We start from the raw sequence: 13,286 nt of genomic DNA, 5'->3' as shown, positions 1-13,286 counted from the left end.
GACGTTCAGTGTTCGAACCGCTTAAACCCGTTTCCCCAGGGCGCCGCACCGCCCTGGGGATTCTCTTTTTCGTGGTCTTCCTCGGCCTCTGGGCCGCGGTGACCTATGGCGGCATCGTGCCGCCGCTGTTCCTGGCCGATCCGCTGAAAGCGGCGAAGGCCGGCGTATCGCTGTTCACCGAATACGGCTTTGCCGGCGATGTGGGCGTGACCATCTGGCGCGTGGTGGGCGGCTTCATGATCGCGGCCATCTTCGCCGTGCCGCTGGGTATCCTGATGGGCGCCTTCAAGGGGATCGAGGCCTTCTTCGAACCCTTCATCTCTTTCGCGCGCTACCTGCCGGCTTCCGCCTTCATCCCCCTGCTGATCCTGTGGGCCGGCGTGGGCGAGGCGCAGAAGCTGGCCGTGATCGTGATCGGTTCCTTCTTCCAGATCGTGCTGATGGTGGCCGTGATCGTGGGCGGCAGCCGCATCGATCTGGTGGAAGCCTCCAAGACGCTGGGCGCCAAACGCGCCGGCATCGTGCTGCGCGTGCTGCTGCCCGGCGCCGCGCCGCAGATCGCCGAGACGTTGCGCCTGGTGCTGGGCTGGGCCTGGACTTATGTGATCGTGGCGGAACTGATCGGCGCCCAGAGCGGCATCGGCCACATGATCATGGATAGCCAGCGCCTGCTCGATACCGGGCAGATGATCTTCGGCATCGTGGTGATCGGCCTGATCGGCCTGGTTTCCGACTTCCTGTTCAAGCAGGCCAACGCCCGCCTCTATCCCTGGTATTTCCTCAAGTGAGCAAGCTCAAGATCGATACCGTCAGCCGCGTCTTCCCCGGCGTGCGCGGCGGCGAACCGACCCGGGCGCTGGAACCAACCAGCATCGCGGTCGAGGACAATGACTTCATCACCATCCTGGGACCGTCAGGCTGCGGCAAGAGCACGCTGCTGCGCATCGTTGCCGGGCTGGACCAGCCCACCACGGGCCAGGTCCTGCTGGATGGCCAGCCGGTGCGCGATCCGGGGCCGGACCGCGGCATGGTGTTTCAATCCTACACGCTGTTTCCCTGGCTGACCGTGCGGGAAAACATCTGCTTTGGCCTGCGCGAGAAGAAGGTATCCTCAGCCGAACAGGCCGAGATCGCCGCCCGCTTCATCGACCAGGTCGGATTGAAGGGTTTCGAGAACCATTACCCCAAGCAACTTTCGGGCGGCATGCAGCAGCGCACGGCTTTGGCCCGCGCGCTGGCCAACGATCCGAAGATCCTGCTGCTGGACGAGCCGTTCGGCGCGCTCGACAACCAGACCCGCGCCCTGATGCAGGAGCTGCTGCTGGGCATCTGGGAAAAGGCGCGGAAGACCGTGCTGTTCGTCACGCATGATATCGACGAGGCGATCTTCATGGCCAACCGCGTGCTGGTGATGACCGCGCGCCCCGGCCGGGTGAAATGCGACATCGCCATCGACCTGCCGCATCCGCGCCATTACACGGTGAAGACCACGCCGGAATTCGCCGCCTACAAGGCGCGGCTGACCGAGGAAATCCGCGTGGAGTCGATCCGTGCCGCCGAAGCTGAACATTAGGCCGTTTGCCGCCGCTGACCGCGCGGCCCTGATCGCATTGTGGCAGGCCTGCAACCTGACGCGGCCATGGAACGACCCGGACAGCGACATCGATTTCTGCATGTCGAAGCCGGAATCCACCATCCTGGTGGGCGAGAGCGGTGGCAAGATCGTCGCCAGTGTGATGACCGGCCATGACGGCCATCGCGGCTGGCTGTATTACCTCGCCGTCGAGCCATCGATCCAGAAATCCGGTTTTGGCCGCGCGATGGTGACGGCGGCCGAGGATTGGCTGCGGGCACGCGGCGTGCCGAAGGTGATGCTGATGGTGCGGCCGGAAAACGAGCGTGTGCGCGCCTTCTATGACGCGCTGGGCTATGTGGAAGAACCGCGCGTGATCTTCAGCCGCCGGCTGGACGGCAAGTAAGCCCTATTTCCTGAACGCTGCCGCGTATTGCTCGGGCTTGAAGCCGACCAGCAATTTGCCGCCGCCCAGCTCCAGCACCGGACGCTTGATCATCGAGGGCTGCGCCTGCATCAGCGCGATGGCCTTCTTCTCGGTGATGCCGTCCCGCTCGGACTCGGGCAGCTTGCGAAACGTTGTGCCGGCGCGGTTGAGCAGCAGTTCCCAGCCCACGACCTTGCACCAGGCTTCCAGCTTCGTCTTTTCGATGCCGCTGGCCTTGTAGTCGTGGAATTCATGCGCCACGCCATGGTCCTTCAGCCAGATGAAGGCCTTTTTCATCGTGTCGCAATTCTTGATGCCGTAAATGGTGATGGGCATGGCGGTCAGTCCAGCGCAGTCTTAGTCCAGCGCAGCGATGACTTCCACTTCCAGCAGCAGGTCGGGATTCACCAGGGCGGTGACGCCGACCAGCGTGCTGGCCGGATAGGGGCCGTCGCCGAAATATTTCGCCCGCGCCGCGCGCACCGGCGGCAGCTTGTCGGGCGTCAGGTTCACCACATAGGTGACCAGCTTGAACACCTTGGAAAAATCCGCGCCGCCCGCGGCGAGGGCGATTTTCAGGTTGGCGAAAACCTGTTCGGCCTGCGCGCCGATATCGCCCTTGCCCACCACGTTGCCCGCCGCATCCAGCGCCACCTGACCGGAGATGTGCAGCTGCCGCCCCGCCGGCACGATGGCGATGTGCGAGTAGCCGGTGGGCTTTGACAGGCCCGGTGGATTGCTGCGGTCGATGGTCATTGGTCGTGCCTCATGCCTTGTAGCTGATCTTCACTTTCGCCGCCGCCGCCTTTGCTGCCGCGCGGGCCTGCTCGACATCGCCGTGCCTCGCCAGCGCCAGCGCCACGCCCATGCGGCGATAGGGTCGCGTGGTGGGCTTGTTGAAAATGCGCAGGTCGAGGTCGATGCCTGTGGCGGATGGCACCAGCGCCTCGGCCAGGCCCTCCACGCTGAAATCGGTGGCGTCGCGGTCGGCCAGGATCACCGCCGAGGCGCTGGGGCCATGCTGGGTGATGCTGGGGATCGGCAGGCCGAGGATGGCGCGGGCATGCAGGTCGAATTCGGTGAGGTTCTGCGAGATCAGCGTCACCATGCCGGTATCGTGCGGGCGTGGCGACAGCTCGGAGAAGATCACTTCGTCGTTCTTGACGAAGAATTCCACGCCGAACAGGCCATAGCCGCCCAGGTTGTCGACCACGGCCTTGGCCTGGCGCTGGGCCTCGGCCACCGCGCGCTGCGACATCGGCGTCGGCTGCCAGCTTTCCTGGTAATCGCCGCGTTCCTGCCGGTGCCCGATGGGCGGGCAGAAGATCACGCCCTGGCGCGTGCGGATGGTGAGCAGGGTGATTTCGTAATCGAAATCGATGAACGCCTCGACGATCACGCGCTTGCGGTCGCCGCGCATGCCGGCCACGGCATAGTCCCAGGCCTTGTCGATCTCGCCCGGCGCCTTCACCGTGCTCTGGCCCTTGCCCGAGGATGACATCACCGGCTTCACCACGCAGGGGATGCCCACCTTCGCCACCGCGTCGCGCATCTCCTCCAGGCTTTCGGCATAGAGGAATGTCGAGGTGGGCAGGCCCAGCTCGTTGGCCGCCACATCGCGGATGCGGTCGCGGTTCATGGTCATCTGCGTGGCGCGCGCCGACGGCACCACGTTGAAGCCGCGATCCTCGAAATCCTTCAGCACCTCGGTTCGGATGGCCTCAACCTCGGGCACGATGAAATCGGGTTTGTGCTTGTCGATGGCGGCGCCCAGGGCCGCGCCATCCAGCATGGAAAACACCTCATGCTCGTCGGCCACCTGCATGGCCGGTGCGCCGGCGTAAGCATCGCAGGCCACCACATGGGCGCCGAGCCGCTTGGCGGAAATGACGAATTCGCGGCCCAGCTCGCCCGAGCCGAGCAGGAGGATTTTCTTGGTTGCAGCCATGGTCCTGAAGTCTCAGTTGCGTGTTCCGGCCATCATACAATGGCCGAAACTTGCCCGGCCAGCGTCGGCCCCGGTCGATTTTTTTCGCGGGCCCTGTCGGCAGGGCCGCCCCTGCCCCGTCCTTGGGACACGGCCCCGGATTTCAGGCTTTGGGGGCCAGCCGCCATACAGGGAGCCATTCATGAAGATCACCCAGCATCTCTGGTTCGAAAAGGACATGGAAAGCGCGATCCGCGCCTATACCTCGCTGATCCCCGGCTCGGCGGTCGGCTGGATCTCGGCCGTTCCGGCTGATACACCCAGCGGCCCGGCCGGCAGCGTGAAGATCGCCAGCTTCAGCCTGGGCGACCAGCGCTACATGGCGATCGAGGCGGGGCCGCTCGATCCGTTCAACCACAGCTTCTCGATCATGGTGGAATGCGACACGCAGGCCGAGATCGACCGCCTGTGGGATGCCCTGAAAGACGGCGGCGCGACCGAGCAATGCGGCTGGCTGCGCGACCGCTGGGGCCTGAGCTGGCAGATCGCGCCGAAACGGCTGGGCGAGCTGATGAACGACCCGGACCCGGCCAAGGCCAGGCGCGTGACCGAGGCGATGCTGAAGATGGTGAAATTCGATATCGCCGCGCTGGAGGCGGCGGCGAAAGGCTGACTGGCGAAGGGCTGACTGGAAGCGGGAGGATCAGCCCTTCCCCACCTCCCGCACCACATCGAGGAAGGCGCGCAGGGCCGGCGGCACGGCGCGGTGGCCGGGATAATAGACCGCCACGCCTTCCGCCGGCGCCATCCAGGCCGACAGCACCGGACGCAGCCGCCCGGCCTTGAGCGCCGCTGCGGCGGCGATGTCCACCACATAGGCGATGCCCAGCCCCCGCAGGGCGGCATCCACCATCAGTTCCTCGTCGTCGAGGATCAGGGACGCGGGGGCATCCACCGTCATCCCCTGCCCGGCGCGCTCGAATTCCCAGCGATAGAGCTTGCCGCCCGGCAGGCGATGGCCGATGCAGCGATGCCGTAGCAATTCGTCGGGCGTTTTCGGCGTGCCGGCGCGTTTGAGATAGGCCGGCGACGCCACGCAGACGAAGCGCACCGGCTGGCCGAACGGCACCGCGATCATGTCGCGCGGAATCGAACCCATGAGCCGCACGCCGGCATCGAAGCCGCCGGAGACGATATCCACCAGCCGGCCCTCCACCACGATATCCACGGTGACATCGGGGAAACGCTGCGCCATCACGGGCAGTACATCGCGCACCAGCAGGGCCGCCGGCAGGCGCGGCGTGTTGATGCGCACTGTGCCAGCTATAGCGCCGCTGCCGCGAAAGGCGGCGACGCTGTCCAGCGCATCGTCCAGCGCGCCGAGCGCCGATTGCAGGCGGCCGAGCAGCGCGGCGCCGGCCTCGGTGGGCGCGACGCTGCGTGTGGTGCGGTTCAAGAGCCGCACGCCCAGCCGCTCCTCCAGCGCGCGCATGGCATGGCTGAGCGTGGAGGGCGCGGTGCCGAGCTGATCGGCCGCGCGGCGGAAGCTGCGATGGGTGGCGACCGCCACGAAGGCGGCGAGGTCGTTGAGCGACGGCGGGGGGCGCTGGGAGGGGCGGGTCATTGCTGGCGATTTTGCAGCAACCCATACGGAATTCAACGGCTAATCCGAACAATCCGGATCGCCTATATCGGGGCCAGAGCAACCGACCAGAGCAATCGAAAGGACCCGGATATGACCAAACGCGACGCCGTCTTCCCCGCCAACCGCCACGCGCTTTACGACCTGCACCAGTATTCGCCGGCGATCCGCTCCGGCGACCTGCTCTTCGTCTCGGGCCAGGTGGGCAGCCGCGACGACGGCTCGCCCGAGCCGGATTTCGCCAGGCAGGTGAAGCTAGCCTTCGCCAATCTGCGCGACGTGCTGCAGGCGGCCGGCTGCAGTTTCGATGACGTGGTGGACGTCACCAGCTTCCACACCGATCCGGAAAAGCAGCTTGAGACAGTGATGGCCGTGCGCGCGCAGGAAATCGGCGAAGCGCCCTGGCCGACTTGGACGGCAATCGGCGTGACCTGGCTCGCCGGCTTCGATTTCGAGATCAAGGTCATTGCAAGGCTGCCGGCAAAAACTAATTAAGCTTGAAGCAGAAATAGCAAAAGTGTGACTAATAAAAGAGAGCCATCAGCCTATCTTTTATTATTAAAACATCACACCAAAAGGGCACCTTGGACGTTCAAAGTCTATTCAAGGAGCCAATCATTCAACATTTTTATGGCAACGGCTAAGTTACGCCCCTCTCCCGGACCGCCCTTGTGGATGATACCTACAACATTGTTATTGGTATCAATGAGCGGACCGCCGGACATGCCCTGCGCCAAAATTTGAGTTACCTCAATATAATCGACCAAACTCTGGACTTTGAAGGAAGCAACAGTTCCACCACGTACGTTGATGCTGTCCCCGGGTGAATATGCGGGATAGCCAATAGCAGTTAAATGATCGCCTAGGGCAACAACTTGGGCCGAGCGTTCAAGTTCAAAAAATTCAGTAATCGGAATACTGTGCTCAAGCAGCGCGAGATCGCGGTGCTTGTCAACCCTCAAGACGCGTGCCCTGAATTTATTGGCCGGCTTTGATGGGTGAAAGACTTCGACTTCCTCAGCGCCTCCTAGACAATGTTCTGCGGTGACCAAGCCAACATCCTTCAGAAAGAAAGCGGTGCCTTGTTCAATCGTGTGATTATTATCCACAACCCAGACTGACCGATCACGCATCTCGGTCACGGTAGGAGATACCTTGATCGGTCGAGCGGGGAAACAATTGTTGAAACGTAGCGCAATATGACGCACCACGGGATCGGTTGAGCCTTTGATATGCGTCAGGTATGAAATCTTACCGCGCAGGAATGACGCTAGGTCTGAGCGGCCACCATGTTGTTCTCGGAATTTTTTCTCCGCACCATCGATACCAAGAACCTCAATAGAGCGCAGTGCCGCGCGAATATTCCGAACGTAACGGCGGTCCACATTTAGCATCTCATTAATCTTGACCCCAGTGACTACGCGTCGCGAATGGCGATCCGCATAATGTGTCTTATCCGGGTTTATGATGAACCCATTCTGCTGAAAGAGGCTACGGAGTTGCACCGCAAGAAGTTCCGGTGCGAAGTGCCCTGCTGGAGGCAACCCTACTTCGAACAATGCAGTCGGCGGCTGGTAGCTCGAAAAGGTGATGTCATCGGCGTAGCGAGTGTATATGCAGCGGGCTTTCTTGGCGACGTCTAGGAGCTTCTTGTCGAGCCGGAAACAAATCATATTTGATAGCACTGGACTGCTTGGCGCACCTTGGGGCAAATGGCCGTTATTACAGCAGATGCGCGCGATGATCTCAGCTACCCGTGCATTAATGCCGAGCGACGTCAGCATTCCTTCTACGCGGTTCTGAGTGATGGAGGGAAAAAAATCCTTGAGATCAATATTGATGACAAAACGCCGATGAAGATGGGCAATAGCGTTAGTCTTGACCGAGCGGTCAGCGACGAAACCATGGACTGGATTGCGCGGCCGGTAGAGTTCACTAAGCTTGGTGGAGAGCTGGCGCTGGAGGAACTTAAGCCGATCATCAGGGGCGCTAATCATCCGAATCTTATCGGGCCCCTTAGCGATCGAGAAATGCTGATACATGCGTCCGCGATAGTACCAAATTTTCTTGAGCTCGCCGGCACTAAGCCCGAGATAGGCAAGAATCGCCGCCTCATCCTCAAGTTCGGCTGGGATAGCCATGCGAATAGGCCGGCCGAAAAAATTCCCCCAATACGGCACGAGGCCTCCCTTCCAATCACGCCAGGCATCCATAGAGTCCGGCGCGCACCGATTTGTGCAGACTTTAGCTCTTACGCCGCAGTTACAACAGCGCGTATGCGAAGGGAGGCCTCGCTGTTTAAAAATAACAGATCCCGAAAGAATCTTCCAGATCACATCCTCTCAGATTCAATCTGGCTAGTTTAGATTTCTAGATCAAGGTGATCGCGCGGGTGCCGGCGAAGGCCAGCTAGCGCCGATCGTCTCAACCACCCGGATGCAGCCCCGGCGCTTCCTGGCCGGTGCGCGCCACATATTCGGTGTAGCCGCCGGTGAACTGGTGCACGCCCTCGGGGGTCAGTTCCAGCACGCGGTTGGAGAGCGCGGCCAGGAAGTGGCGGTCATGCGAGACGAACAGCATGGTGCCCTCGAAATTCGAGAGCGCGGTCACCAGCATCTCCTTGGTCGCCATGTCGAGATGGTTGGTCGGCTCGTCGAGCACCAGGAAGTTCGGCGGGTCGAACAGCATCATCGCCATCACCAGCCGCGCCTTCTCGCCGCCCGACAGCACGCGGCAGGTCTTTTCGATATCGTCGCCGGAGAAGCCGAAACAGCCGGCGAGAGTCCGCAGCGTGCCTTGGCCGGCCTGCGGAAACGCCTTGTCCAGCGTTTCGAAAATCGTGTCGTCGCCGTCCAGCAGGTCCATCGAATGCTGGGCGAAATAACCCATCTTCACGCTGCTTCCCAAAGCGACCGTGCCCTGGTCCGGTTTGGTATCGCCGGCCACCAGTTTCAGCAACGTGGATTTGCCCGCGCCATTGGCGCCCAGCACGCACCAGCGCTCCATGCGGCGCACCTGGAAATCGAGCCCGCTATAGATCGCATGATTGCCATAGCCCTTGTGCACGTTTTTGAACAGCGCGACATCTTCGCCCGAGCGCGGTGGGCTGCGGAATTCGAACTGCACGGCCTGGCGCCGGCGCGGCGGCTCGATCTTTTCGATCTTGTCCAGCTTCTTCACCCGGCTCTGCACCTGGGCGGCATGCGAGGCGCGCGCCTTGAAGCGTTCGATGAACTTGATCTCCTTGGCCAGCATCGCCTGCTGGCGCTCGAACTGCGCCTGGCGCTGCTTCTCGTTCAGCGCGCGCTGCTGGTCGTAGAAATCGTAATTGCCGGAATAGGTGGTGAGCGTGCCGCCGTCGATCTCCACGATCTTGCCGACGATGCGGTTCATGAACTCGCGGTCATGCGAGGTCATCAGCAGCGCGCCGTCGTAGTTCTTCAAAAAACTTTCCAGCCAGATCAGGCTTTCGAGATCAAGATGGTTGCTCGGCTCGTCGAGCAGCATGCCGTCCGGGCGCATCAGCAGAATACGCGCCAGCGCCACGCGCATCTTCCAGCCACCCGAGAGCAGCCCCACATCGCCGTCCATGCGCTCCTGGCTGAAACTCAAGCCCGCCAGCACCTCGCGCGCCTTCGCCTCCAGCGCATAGCCGTCCAGCTCCTGGAACCGCGCCTGCACCTCGCCATAACGCTCGATCAGGGCTTCCATCTGGTCGGCCTGATCCGGGTCGACCATGGCGGCCTCAAGCTGCGCCATCTCGGCGGCCAGCGCGCTGACCGGCCCGACGCCATCCATCACGGCGGCGACGGCGCTCTGGCCCGACATCTCACCGACATCCTGGTTGAAATAGCCGATGGTCATGCCGGTATCGATCGACACCTGGCCATCGTCGGGCTTCTCGTCGCCGACGATCATGCGGAACAGCGTGGACTTGCCGGCGCCGTTCGGCCCGACCAGCCCAGCCTTCTCCCCCTTCTGGAGGCCCATCGAGGCATCGATGAACAGAATCTGGTGGCCGTGCTGCTTACTGACGTTATCGAGACGAATCATGGGTCCGTACAAGCTGGAAAATACAGGCGGATGGACATCTCCAAGAGCCCGGGCCGCGCAGGCGGCCCGGGGATGCCCTATCAGGACCGGTGACAAATATCCAGTTGCAGGCCCGATGCCCAGCAGGCGGCCGCCCGGGTCAGGGCGCGGCCGGTGTGAGTGCCGGTGCCGGCGCCGGTTGCCCCAAGCCGGGCACTGCTTGCACGGCAGGCGTGCCGCGTCCCATGGCGGCAATTCCTTCGGCAAAGCTCACGCGCGGCACGTAGCCAAGGTCTGCGCGCGCCTTGGCGATACTGATGGTGAACGGCTTGCCGATCAGACGCAGCATCTGGCGCGTAATGGGTGGCTCGCCGCCACGCCCCAGCAAACGCCATGCCGCACCCATGATGCCCGCCATCATCCAGGCCAGGCGGAACGGCACGGCCCGGTCTTTCGGCACCACGCCACGCGTGGCCAGCAACGCCGAGATGACGCCCTTCAGCGTGCCGTTCTCTCCGTCGGATACAAAGTAGGCCTCGCCGCCCCGACCATTGTCGACGGCCAGCAGCAGCGCCTGGCAGAGATTGTCGACATGGCAGGTGGACATGGCCTGCCCGCCGCCGCCGACCCACTGGAAACGCCCGGCCTGCACGGTTTCGACCATGTGATCGAGGGTTGGCATATCCGGACCCCAGATAAAGGGCGGACGGATGGCGATGGTCTCGAAGCCTGGCCGGCGGTTATTGGCGGCCAGCAGCAGGCGCTCGCCTTCGGCCTTCGAGGATGAATAGGGCGCGAAGCCGCGGGTCTGGAGCGGAAGCCTCTCATCCGCCTCGGCCATCGGTTCCGGATCGCCCATCACGACGGCCGCGGCGCTGACGGCAACCACGCGACGCAAGCCACTCGTCGCAATCGCAGCATCCACAACTGCACGGGTCCCCTCGACATTCACGCGGTCGAAGACGGCGCGCGGCCCCCAGAGTTTGAAATGCGCGGCGACGTGGAAAACAGCCTCGCAGCCCTCCATTCCGGAGCGCAGGGCGGACGCGTCCGTGAGATCGCCCTGCACCGGGATGGCGCCTGCCCGGTGCACCGCTTCCATCGCCTCCGGGCTGCGCGCCAGCCCTTTCACCTGCCAGCCACAGCTGACGAGGAGCGCGATCAGGCGGGAGCCGACGAAGCCCGAGCCGCCGGTGACGAAAGCGGCGCGCGGTGCTGCCGCGGTCGGTGGCGCGGTCGGTGGCGCGGTCTGTGAACTGGGATTCTGCATGAAAGCCTCCGGGTTGGGCGGTGATGCACCTGACTATAGGAGGATTCGGACAATATTCAACGAACATTTTATATAATTTGTTCGTCGTTGCATCCAGCGTCCCGGTCCCTTAAAACTTCCGGTCATGCAGGCCCCTCGTCCCCCCAGTGATGACCCCTCCTTCCGGGAACAGATTCTCGACGCTGCCCGCACCCAGTTGAGGCGCTTTGGCGAGGCGAAGACGAATGTCGTCGATATCGCCCGCGCCCTCGGGACGTCGCATACCACGATCTATCGCCACTTCCGCTCCAAGGCGGAAATCTTCGATGCCGTGGTGGCGGAAGCCATGCGCGACGAAGAGGAAATGGCGCGGCGCTTCGTGGATGTGGATGGCCCGGCGGCCGAACGGCTGGAGGCCATGGTGCTCGCCCTGCATGCCCGCAAGCGCGAGCGTTTCGCGGGCGACCCGGAGGTCTATCAACTTTACCGGCGCGTCATGGAGGAGCGGCCAGACATCATCGCGGCTTATGCCCGCGCGATGACGGCGCTCATAGCCCAGATCCTGGCCGACGGCATCAAGCGACGGGAATTCAAGATCGACGATGTGACGATCGCGGCCGTTGTGGTGCGGGACGCCCTGACCGTGTTCGTGCACCCGGCTCATGTCGAGGCCGCCGTAAAGGCCGGCCTGCCGACCGAGGCGATGGCAAGGAATGTGGTCCGCAGCCTTGTCGCGGCCTTCCGTGCCGGCATGCTGTACGGACAGGCCGGCTCGGAAGGCTAACCGCCCGCCTTGCAGCGGGGGCAGAGATGACTGGCGGACGTCACTCCCACTCGATCGTGCCCGGCGGCTTGGAGGTGATGTCGTAGGTCACGCGGTTCACGCCCTTCACCTCGTTGATGATGCGGGTGGCGACGCGGCCGAGGAAGTCGTGCGGGAACGGATAGTAATCCGCCGTCATGCCGTCGGTGGAGGTGACGGCGCGCAAAGCGCAGGCCTGGTCGTAGGTGCGGCCATCGCCCATCACACCCACGGTGCGCACCGGCAGCAGCACGGCGAAAGCCTGCCAGATATCGTCATACAGTCCTGACTTGCGGATTTCATCGAGATAGACCGCGTCGATCTCGCGCAGCAGGTCGAGCTTTTCCTTCGTGATGTCGCCGGGAATGCGGATGGCGAGGCCCGGGCCCGGGAAGGGATGCCGGCCGACCAGGCTTTCGGGCAGGCCGAGTTCGCGGCCCAGGTCGCGCACCTCGTCCTTGAACAGCTCGCGCAGGGGCTCGACCAGCTTCATGTTCATGCGCTCGGGCAGGCCGCCCACATTGTGGTGCGACTTGATGGTGACGCTGGGACCGCCATGGAAGCTGATGCTTTCGATCACGTCGGGATAAAGCGTGCCCTGCGCCAGGAATTCGGCGCCGCCGATCTTCTTGGCCTCTTCCTCGAACACGTCGATGAACAGCGCGCCGATGGTCTTGCGCTTGGTCTCGGGGTCGGAGACGCCGGCCAGCTTGCTCAGGAAAAGCTGCGAGGCATCCTTGTGGATCAGTGGGATGTTGTAATGCTCGCGGAAGAGCTGCACCACCTGCTCGCCCTCGCCCTTGCGCAGCAGGCCGTGGTCGACGAAGACGCAGGTGAGTTGCTCGCCGATGGCCTCGTGGATCAGCACCGCCGCCACCGAGGAATCGACACCGCCCGACAGGCCGCAGATCACCCGGCCCTTGCCGACCTGGGCGCGGATCTTGGCAATCGCCTCGGCGCGGTAACCCTTCATGCTCCATTCGCCCGAGCAACCCGCCACCTTGCGCACGAAGTTGCGCAGCAGCTTGGCGCCGTCCAGGGTGTGCATCACCTCGGGGTGGAACTGCACGGCGTAGATCTTGCGCTTGTCGTCGGCGATGGCGGCATAGGGCGAACCGTCGCTGACACCCACCACGCGGAAACCATCGGGGATCTTGGTGATCTTGTCGCCGTGGCTCATCCACACCTGGTGCTTTTCGCCCTTGCCCCAGACGCCGTCGAACAGGCCGCAATCGTCCTTGATCTCAAGGAAGGCGCGGCCGAATTCGCGGTGATGGCCGGTCTCGACCTGGCCGCCGAGCTGGGTGCAGATGGTCTGCTCGCCGTAGCAGATGCCGAAAACCGGCAGGTTGCGTTCGAACACGGCCTGCGGCGCGCGGGGCGAGAATTCCTCGGTGGTGGAGGCCGGGCCGCCGGAGAGGATGATGCCTTTCAGTTCGCCATGGGGGCTTTCGGCCGTCAGGGCTTCGGCCGCCTTCTGGAACGGAACGATCTCGCAATACACACCGGCCTCGCGCACGCGGCGGGCAATCAGCTGGGTGACCTGCGATCCGAAATCGACAATGAGAATACGCTCCGCCATCGGGGTACTTCCGCTCCTGTGGTTGGGGCCGAAGCGAAGAGGCCCCCGGTCG

Annotated in this window: 14 protein-coding genes; 6 read left to right on the top strand and 8 right to left on the bottom strand. The window is 63.3% G+C overall.

From position 1 onward, the window contains the following. Window positions 1-8 precede the first annotated feature (8 nt). The 3 genes from ACE3OO_RS15810 to ACE3OO_RS15800 are packed head-to-tail and all read left to right on the top strand — an operon-like array spanning window position 9 to window position 1,979. Entirely contained in the window at window positions 9-788 is a 780-nt protein-coding gene (locus tag ACE3OO_RS15810; RefSeq protein WP_374304397.1) for an ABC transporter permease, read from the top strand. Then, complete coding sequence (locus tag ACE3OO_RS15805; RefSeq protein WP_374304396.1) at window positions 785-1,573, top strand: ABC transporter ATP-binding protein; 789 nt, start codon at window positions 785-787, stop codon at window positions 1,571-1,573. Before ACE3OO_RS15810 ends, ACE3OO_RS15805 begins: the two co-directional genes overlap by 4 nt. Further along, entirely contained in the window at window positions 1,551-1,979 is a 429-nt protein-coding gene (locus ACE3OO_RS15800; RefSeq protein WP_374304395.1) for a GNAT family acetyltransferase, read from the top strand. Before ACE3OO_RS15805 ends, ACE3OO_RS15800 begins: the two co-directional genes overlap by 23 nt. A gap of 3 nt (window positions 1,980-1,982) precedes the next feature. Here ACE3OO_RS15800 and ACE3OO_RS15795 read toward each other — a convergent pair whose 3' ends face one another. The 3 genes from ACE3OO_RS15795 to purT are packed head-to-tail and all read right to left on the bottom strand — an operon-like array spanning window position 1,983 to window position 3,948. Continuing rightward, window positions 1,983-2,336 (bottom strand): ArsC family reductase, encoded by a 354-nt coding sequence (locus ACE3OO_RS15795; RefSeq protein WP_374304394.1) that lies wholly within the window; start codon window positions 2,334-2,336, stop codon window positions 1,983-1,985. Window positions 2,337-2,357: 21 nt separating this feature from the next. Next, window positions 2,358-2,756, bottom strand: coding sequence for a RidA family protein (locus ACE3OO_RS15790; RefSeq protein WP_374304393.1), 399 nt, complete (start codon window positions 2,754-2,756; stop codon window positions 2,358-2,360). Between the two features lie 10 nt (window positions 2,757-2,766). Further along, window positions 2,767-3,948, bottom strand: a complete 1,182-nt coding sequence (purT, locus tag ACE3OO_RS15785; protein ID WP_374304392.1) for a formate-dependent phosphoribosylglycinamide formyltransferase — start codon at window positions 3,946-3,948, stop codon at window positions 2,767-2,769. A 181-nt stretch (window positions 3,949-4,129) separates the two neighbouring features. Between purT and ACE3OO_RS15780 the strand changes: the two genes are divergently transcribed. Beyond that, complete coding sequence (locus ACE3OO_RS15780) at window positions 4,130-4,600, top strand: VOC family protein (protein WP_374304391.1); 471 nt, start codon at window positions 4,130-4,132, stop codon at window positions 4,598-4,600. A 30-nt stretch (window positions 4,601-4,630) separates the two neighbouring features. Here the strand turns inward: ACE3OO_RS15780 and ACE3OO_RS15775 are convergent, their stop codons facing one another. After that, entirely contained in the window at window positions 4,631-5,551 is a 921-nt protein-coding gene (locus tag ACE3OO_RS15775) for a LysR family transcriptional regulator (RefSeq protein ID WP_374304390.1), read from the bottom strand. Window positions 5,552-5,662: 111 nt separating this feature from the next. Here ACE3OO_RS15775 and ACE3OO_RS15770 point away from each other — a divergent pair, with 111 nt between their 5' ends. Next, window positions 5,663-6,064 (top strand): RidA family protein, encoded by a 402-nt coding sequence (locus tag ACE3OO_RS15770; protein WP_374304389.1) that lies wholly within the window; start codon window positions 5,663-5,665, stop codon window positions 6,062-6,064. Window positions 6,065-6,168: 104 nt separating this feature from the next. Here the strand turns inward: ACE3OO_RS15770 and ACE3OO_RS15765 are convergent, their stop codons facing one another. The 3 genes from ACE3OO_RS15765 to ACE3OO_RS15755 form a co-directional block, all read right to left on the bottom strand. After that, on the bottom strand, window positions 6,169-7,710 hold the full coding sequence (locus ACE3OO_RS15765) for a reverse transcriptase domain-containing protein (RefSeq protein ID WP_374304388.1): 1,542 nt from the start codon (window positions 7,708-7,710) through the stop codon (window positions 6,169-6,171). A 283-nt stretch (window positions 7,711-7,993) separates the two neighbouring features. Next, a complete protein-coding gene (locus ACE3OO_RS15760) occupies window positions 7,994-9,622 on the bottom strand; it encodes an ABC-F family ATP-binding cassette domain-containing protein (RefSeq protein WP_374304387.1) in 1,629 nt (542 codons plus the stop codon). A gap of 139 nt (window positions 9,623-9,761) precedes the next feature. Next, window positions 9,762-10,871: an NAD-dependent epimerase/dehydratase family protein gene (locus tag ACE3OO_RS15755; RefSeq protein WP_374304386.1), complete on the bottom strand. Its 1,110-nt coding sequence runs from the start codon at window positions 10,869-10,871 to the stop codon at window positions 9,762-9,764. Between the two features lie 124 nt (window positions 10,872-10,995). Here ACE3OO_RS15755 and ACE3OO_RS15750 point away from each other — a divergent pair, with 124 nt between their 5' ends. After that, window positions 10,996-11,634, top strand: coding sequence for a TetR/AcrR family transcriptional regulator (locus ACE3OO_RS15750; protein ID WP_374304385.1), 639 nt, complete (start codon window positions 10,996-10,998; stop codon window positions 11,632-11,634). A gap of 40 nt (window positions 11,635-11,674) precedes the next feature. Here ACE3OO_RS15750 and guaA read toward each other — a convergent pair whose 3' ends face one another. Further along, a complete protein-coding gene (gene guaA / locus ACE3OO_RS15745) occupies window positions 11,675-13,234 on the bottom strand; it encodes a glutamine-hydrolyzing GMP synthase (RefSeq protein ID WP_374304384.1) in 1,560 nt (519 codons plus the stop codon). Between the last annotated feature and the right edge of the window lie 52 nt (window positions 13,235-13,286).

Source organism: Ferrovibrio sp. (genome assembly GCF_041906005.1).
Classification (GTDB): domain Bacteria; phylum Pseudomonadota; class Alphaproteobacteria; order Ferrovibrionales; family Ferrovibrionaceae; genus Ferrovibrio.
This window is presented reverse-complemented; position numbering and strand designations above follow the sequence as displayed.

Bases quoted from the DNA above. Each gene is read 5' to 3' on its own strand.
- ACE3OO_RS15765 (WP_374304388.1), bottom strand. From the start codon at position 7,710: ATGGCTATCCCAGCCGAACTTGAGGATGAGGCGGCGATTCTTGCCTAT.
- purT (WP_374304392.1), bottom strand. From the start codon at position 3,948: ATGGCTGCAACCAAGAAAATCCTCCTGCTCGGCTCGGGCGAGCTGGGC.
- ACE3OO_RS15770 (WP_374304389.1), top strand. From the start codon at position 5,663: ATGACCAAACGCGACGCCGTCTTCCCCGCCAACCGCCACGCGCTTTAC.
- ACE3OO_RS15755 (WP_374304386.1), bottom strand. From the start codon at position 10,871: ATGCAGAATCCCAGTTCACAGACCGCGCCACCGACCGCGCCACCGACC.
- ACE3OO_RS15775 (WP_374304390.1), bottom strand. From the start codon at position 5,551: ATGACCCGCCCCTCCCAGCGCCCCCCGCCGTCGCTCAACGACCTCGCC.
- ACE3OO_RS15795 (WP_374304394.1), bottom strand. From the start codon at position 2,336: ATGCCCATCACCATTTACGGCATCAAGAATTGCGACACGATGAAAAAG.
- ACE3OO_RS15780 (WP_374304391.1), top strand. From the start codon at position 4,130: ATGAAGATCACCCAGCATCTCTGGTTCGAAAAGGACATGGAAAGCGCG.
- ACE3OO_RS15790 (WP_374304393.1), bottom strand. From the start codon at position 2,756: ATGACCATCGACCGCAGCAATCCACCGGGCCTGTCAAAGCCCACCGGC.
- ACE3OO_RS15760 (WP_374304387.1), bottom strand. From the start codon at position 9,622: ATGATTCGTCTCGATAACGTCAGTAAGCAGCACGGCCACCAGATTCTG.
- guaA (WP_374304384.1), bottom strand. From the start codon at position 13,234: ATGGCGGAGCGTATTCTCATTGTCGATTTCGGATCGCAGGTCACCCAG.
- ACE3OO_RS15750 (WP_374304385.1), top strand. From the start codon at position 10,996: ATGCAGGCCCCTCGTCCCCCCAGTGATGACCCCTCCTTCCGGGAACAG.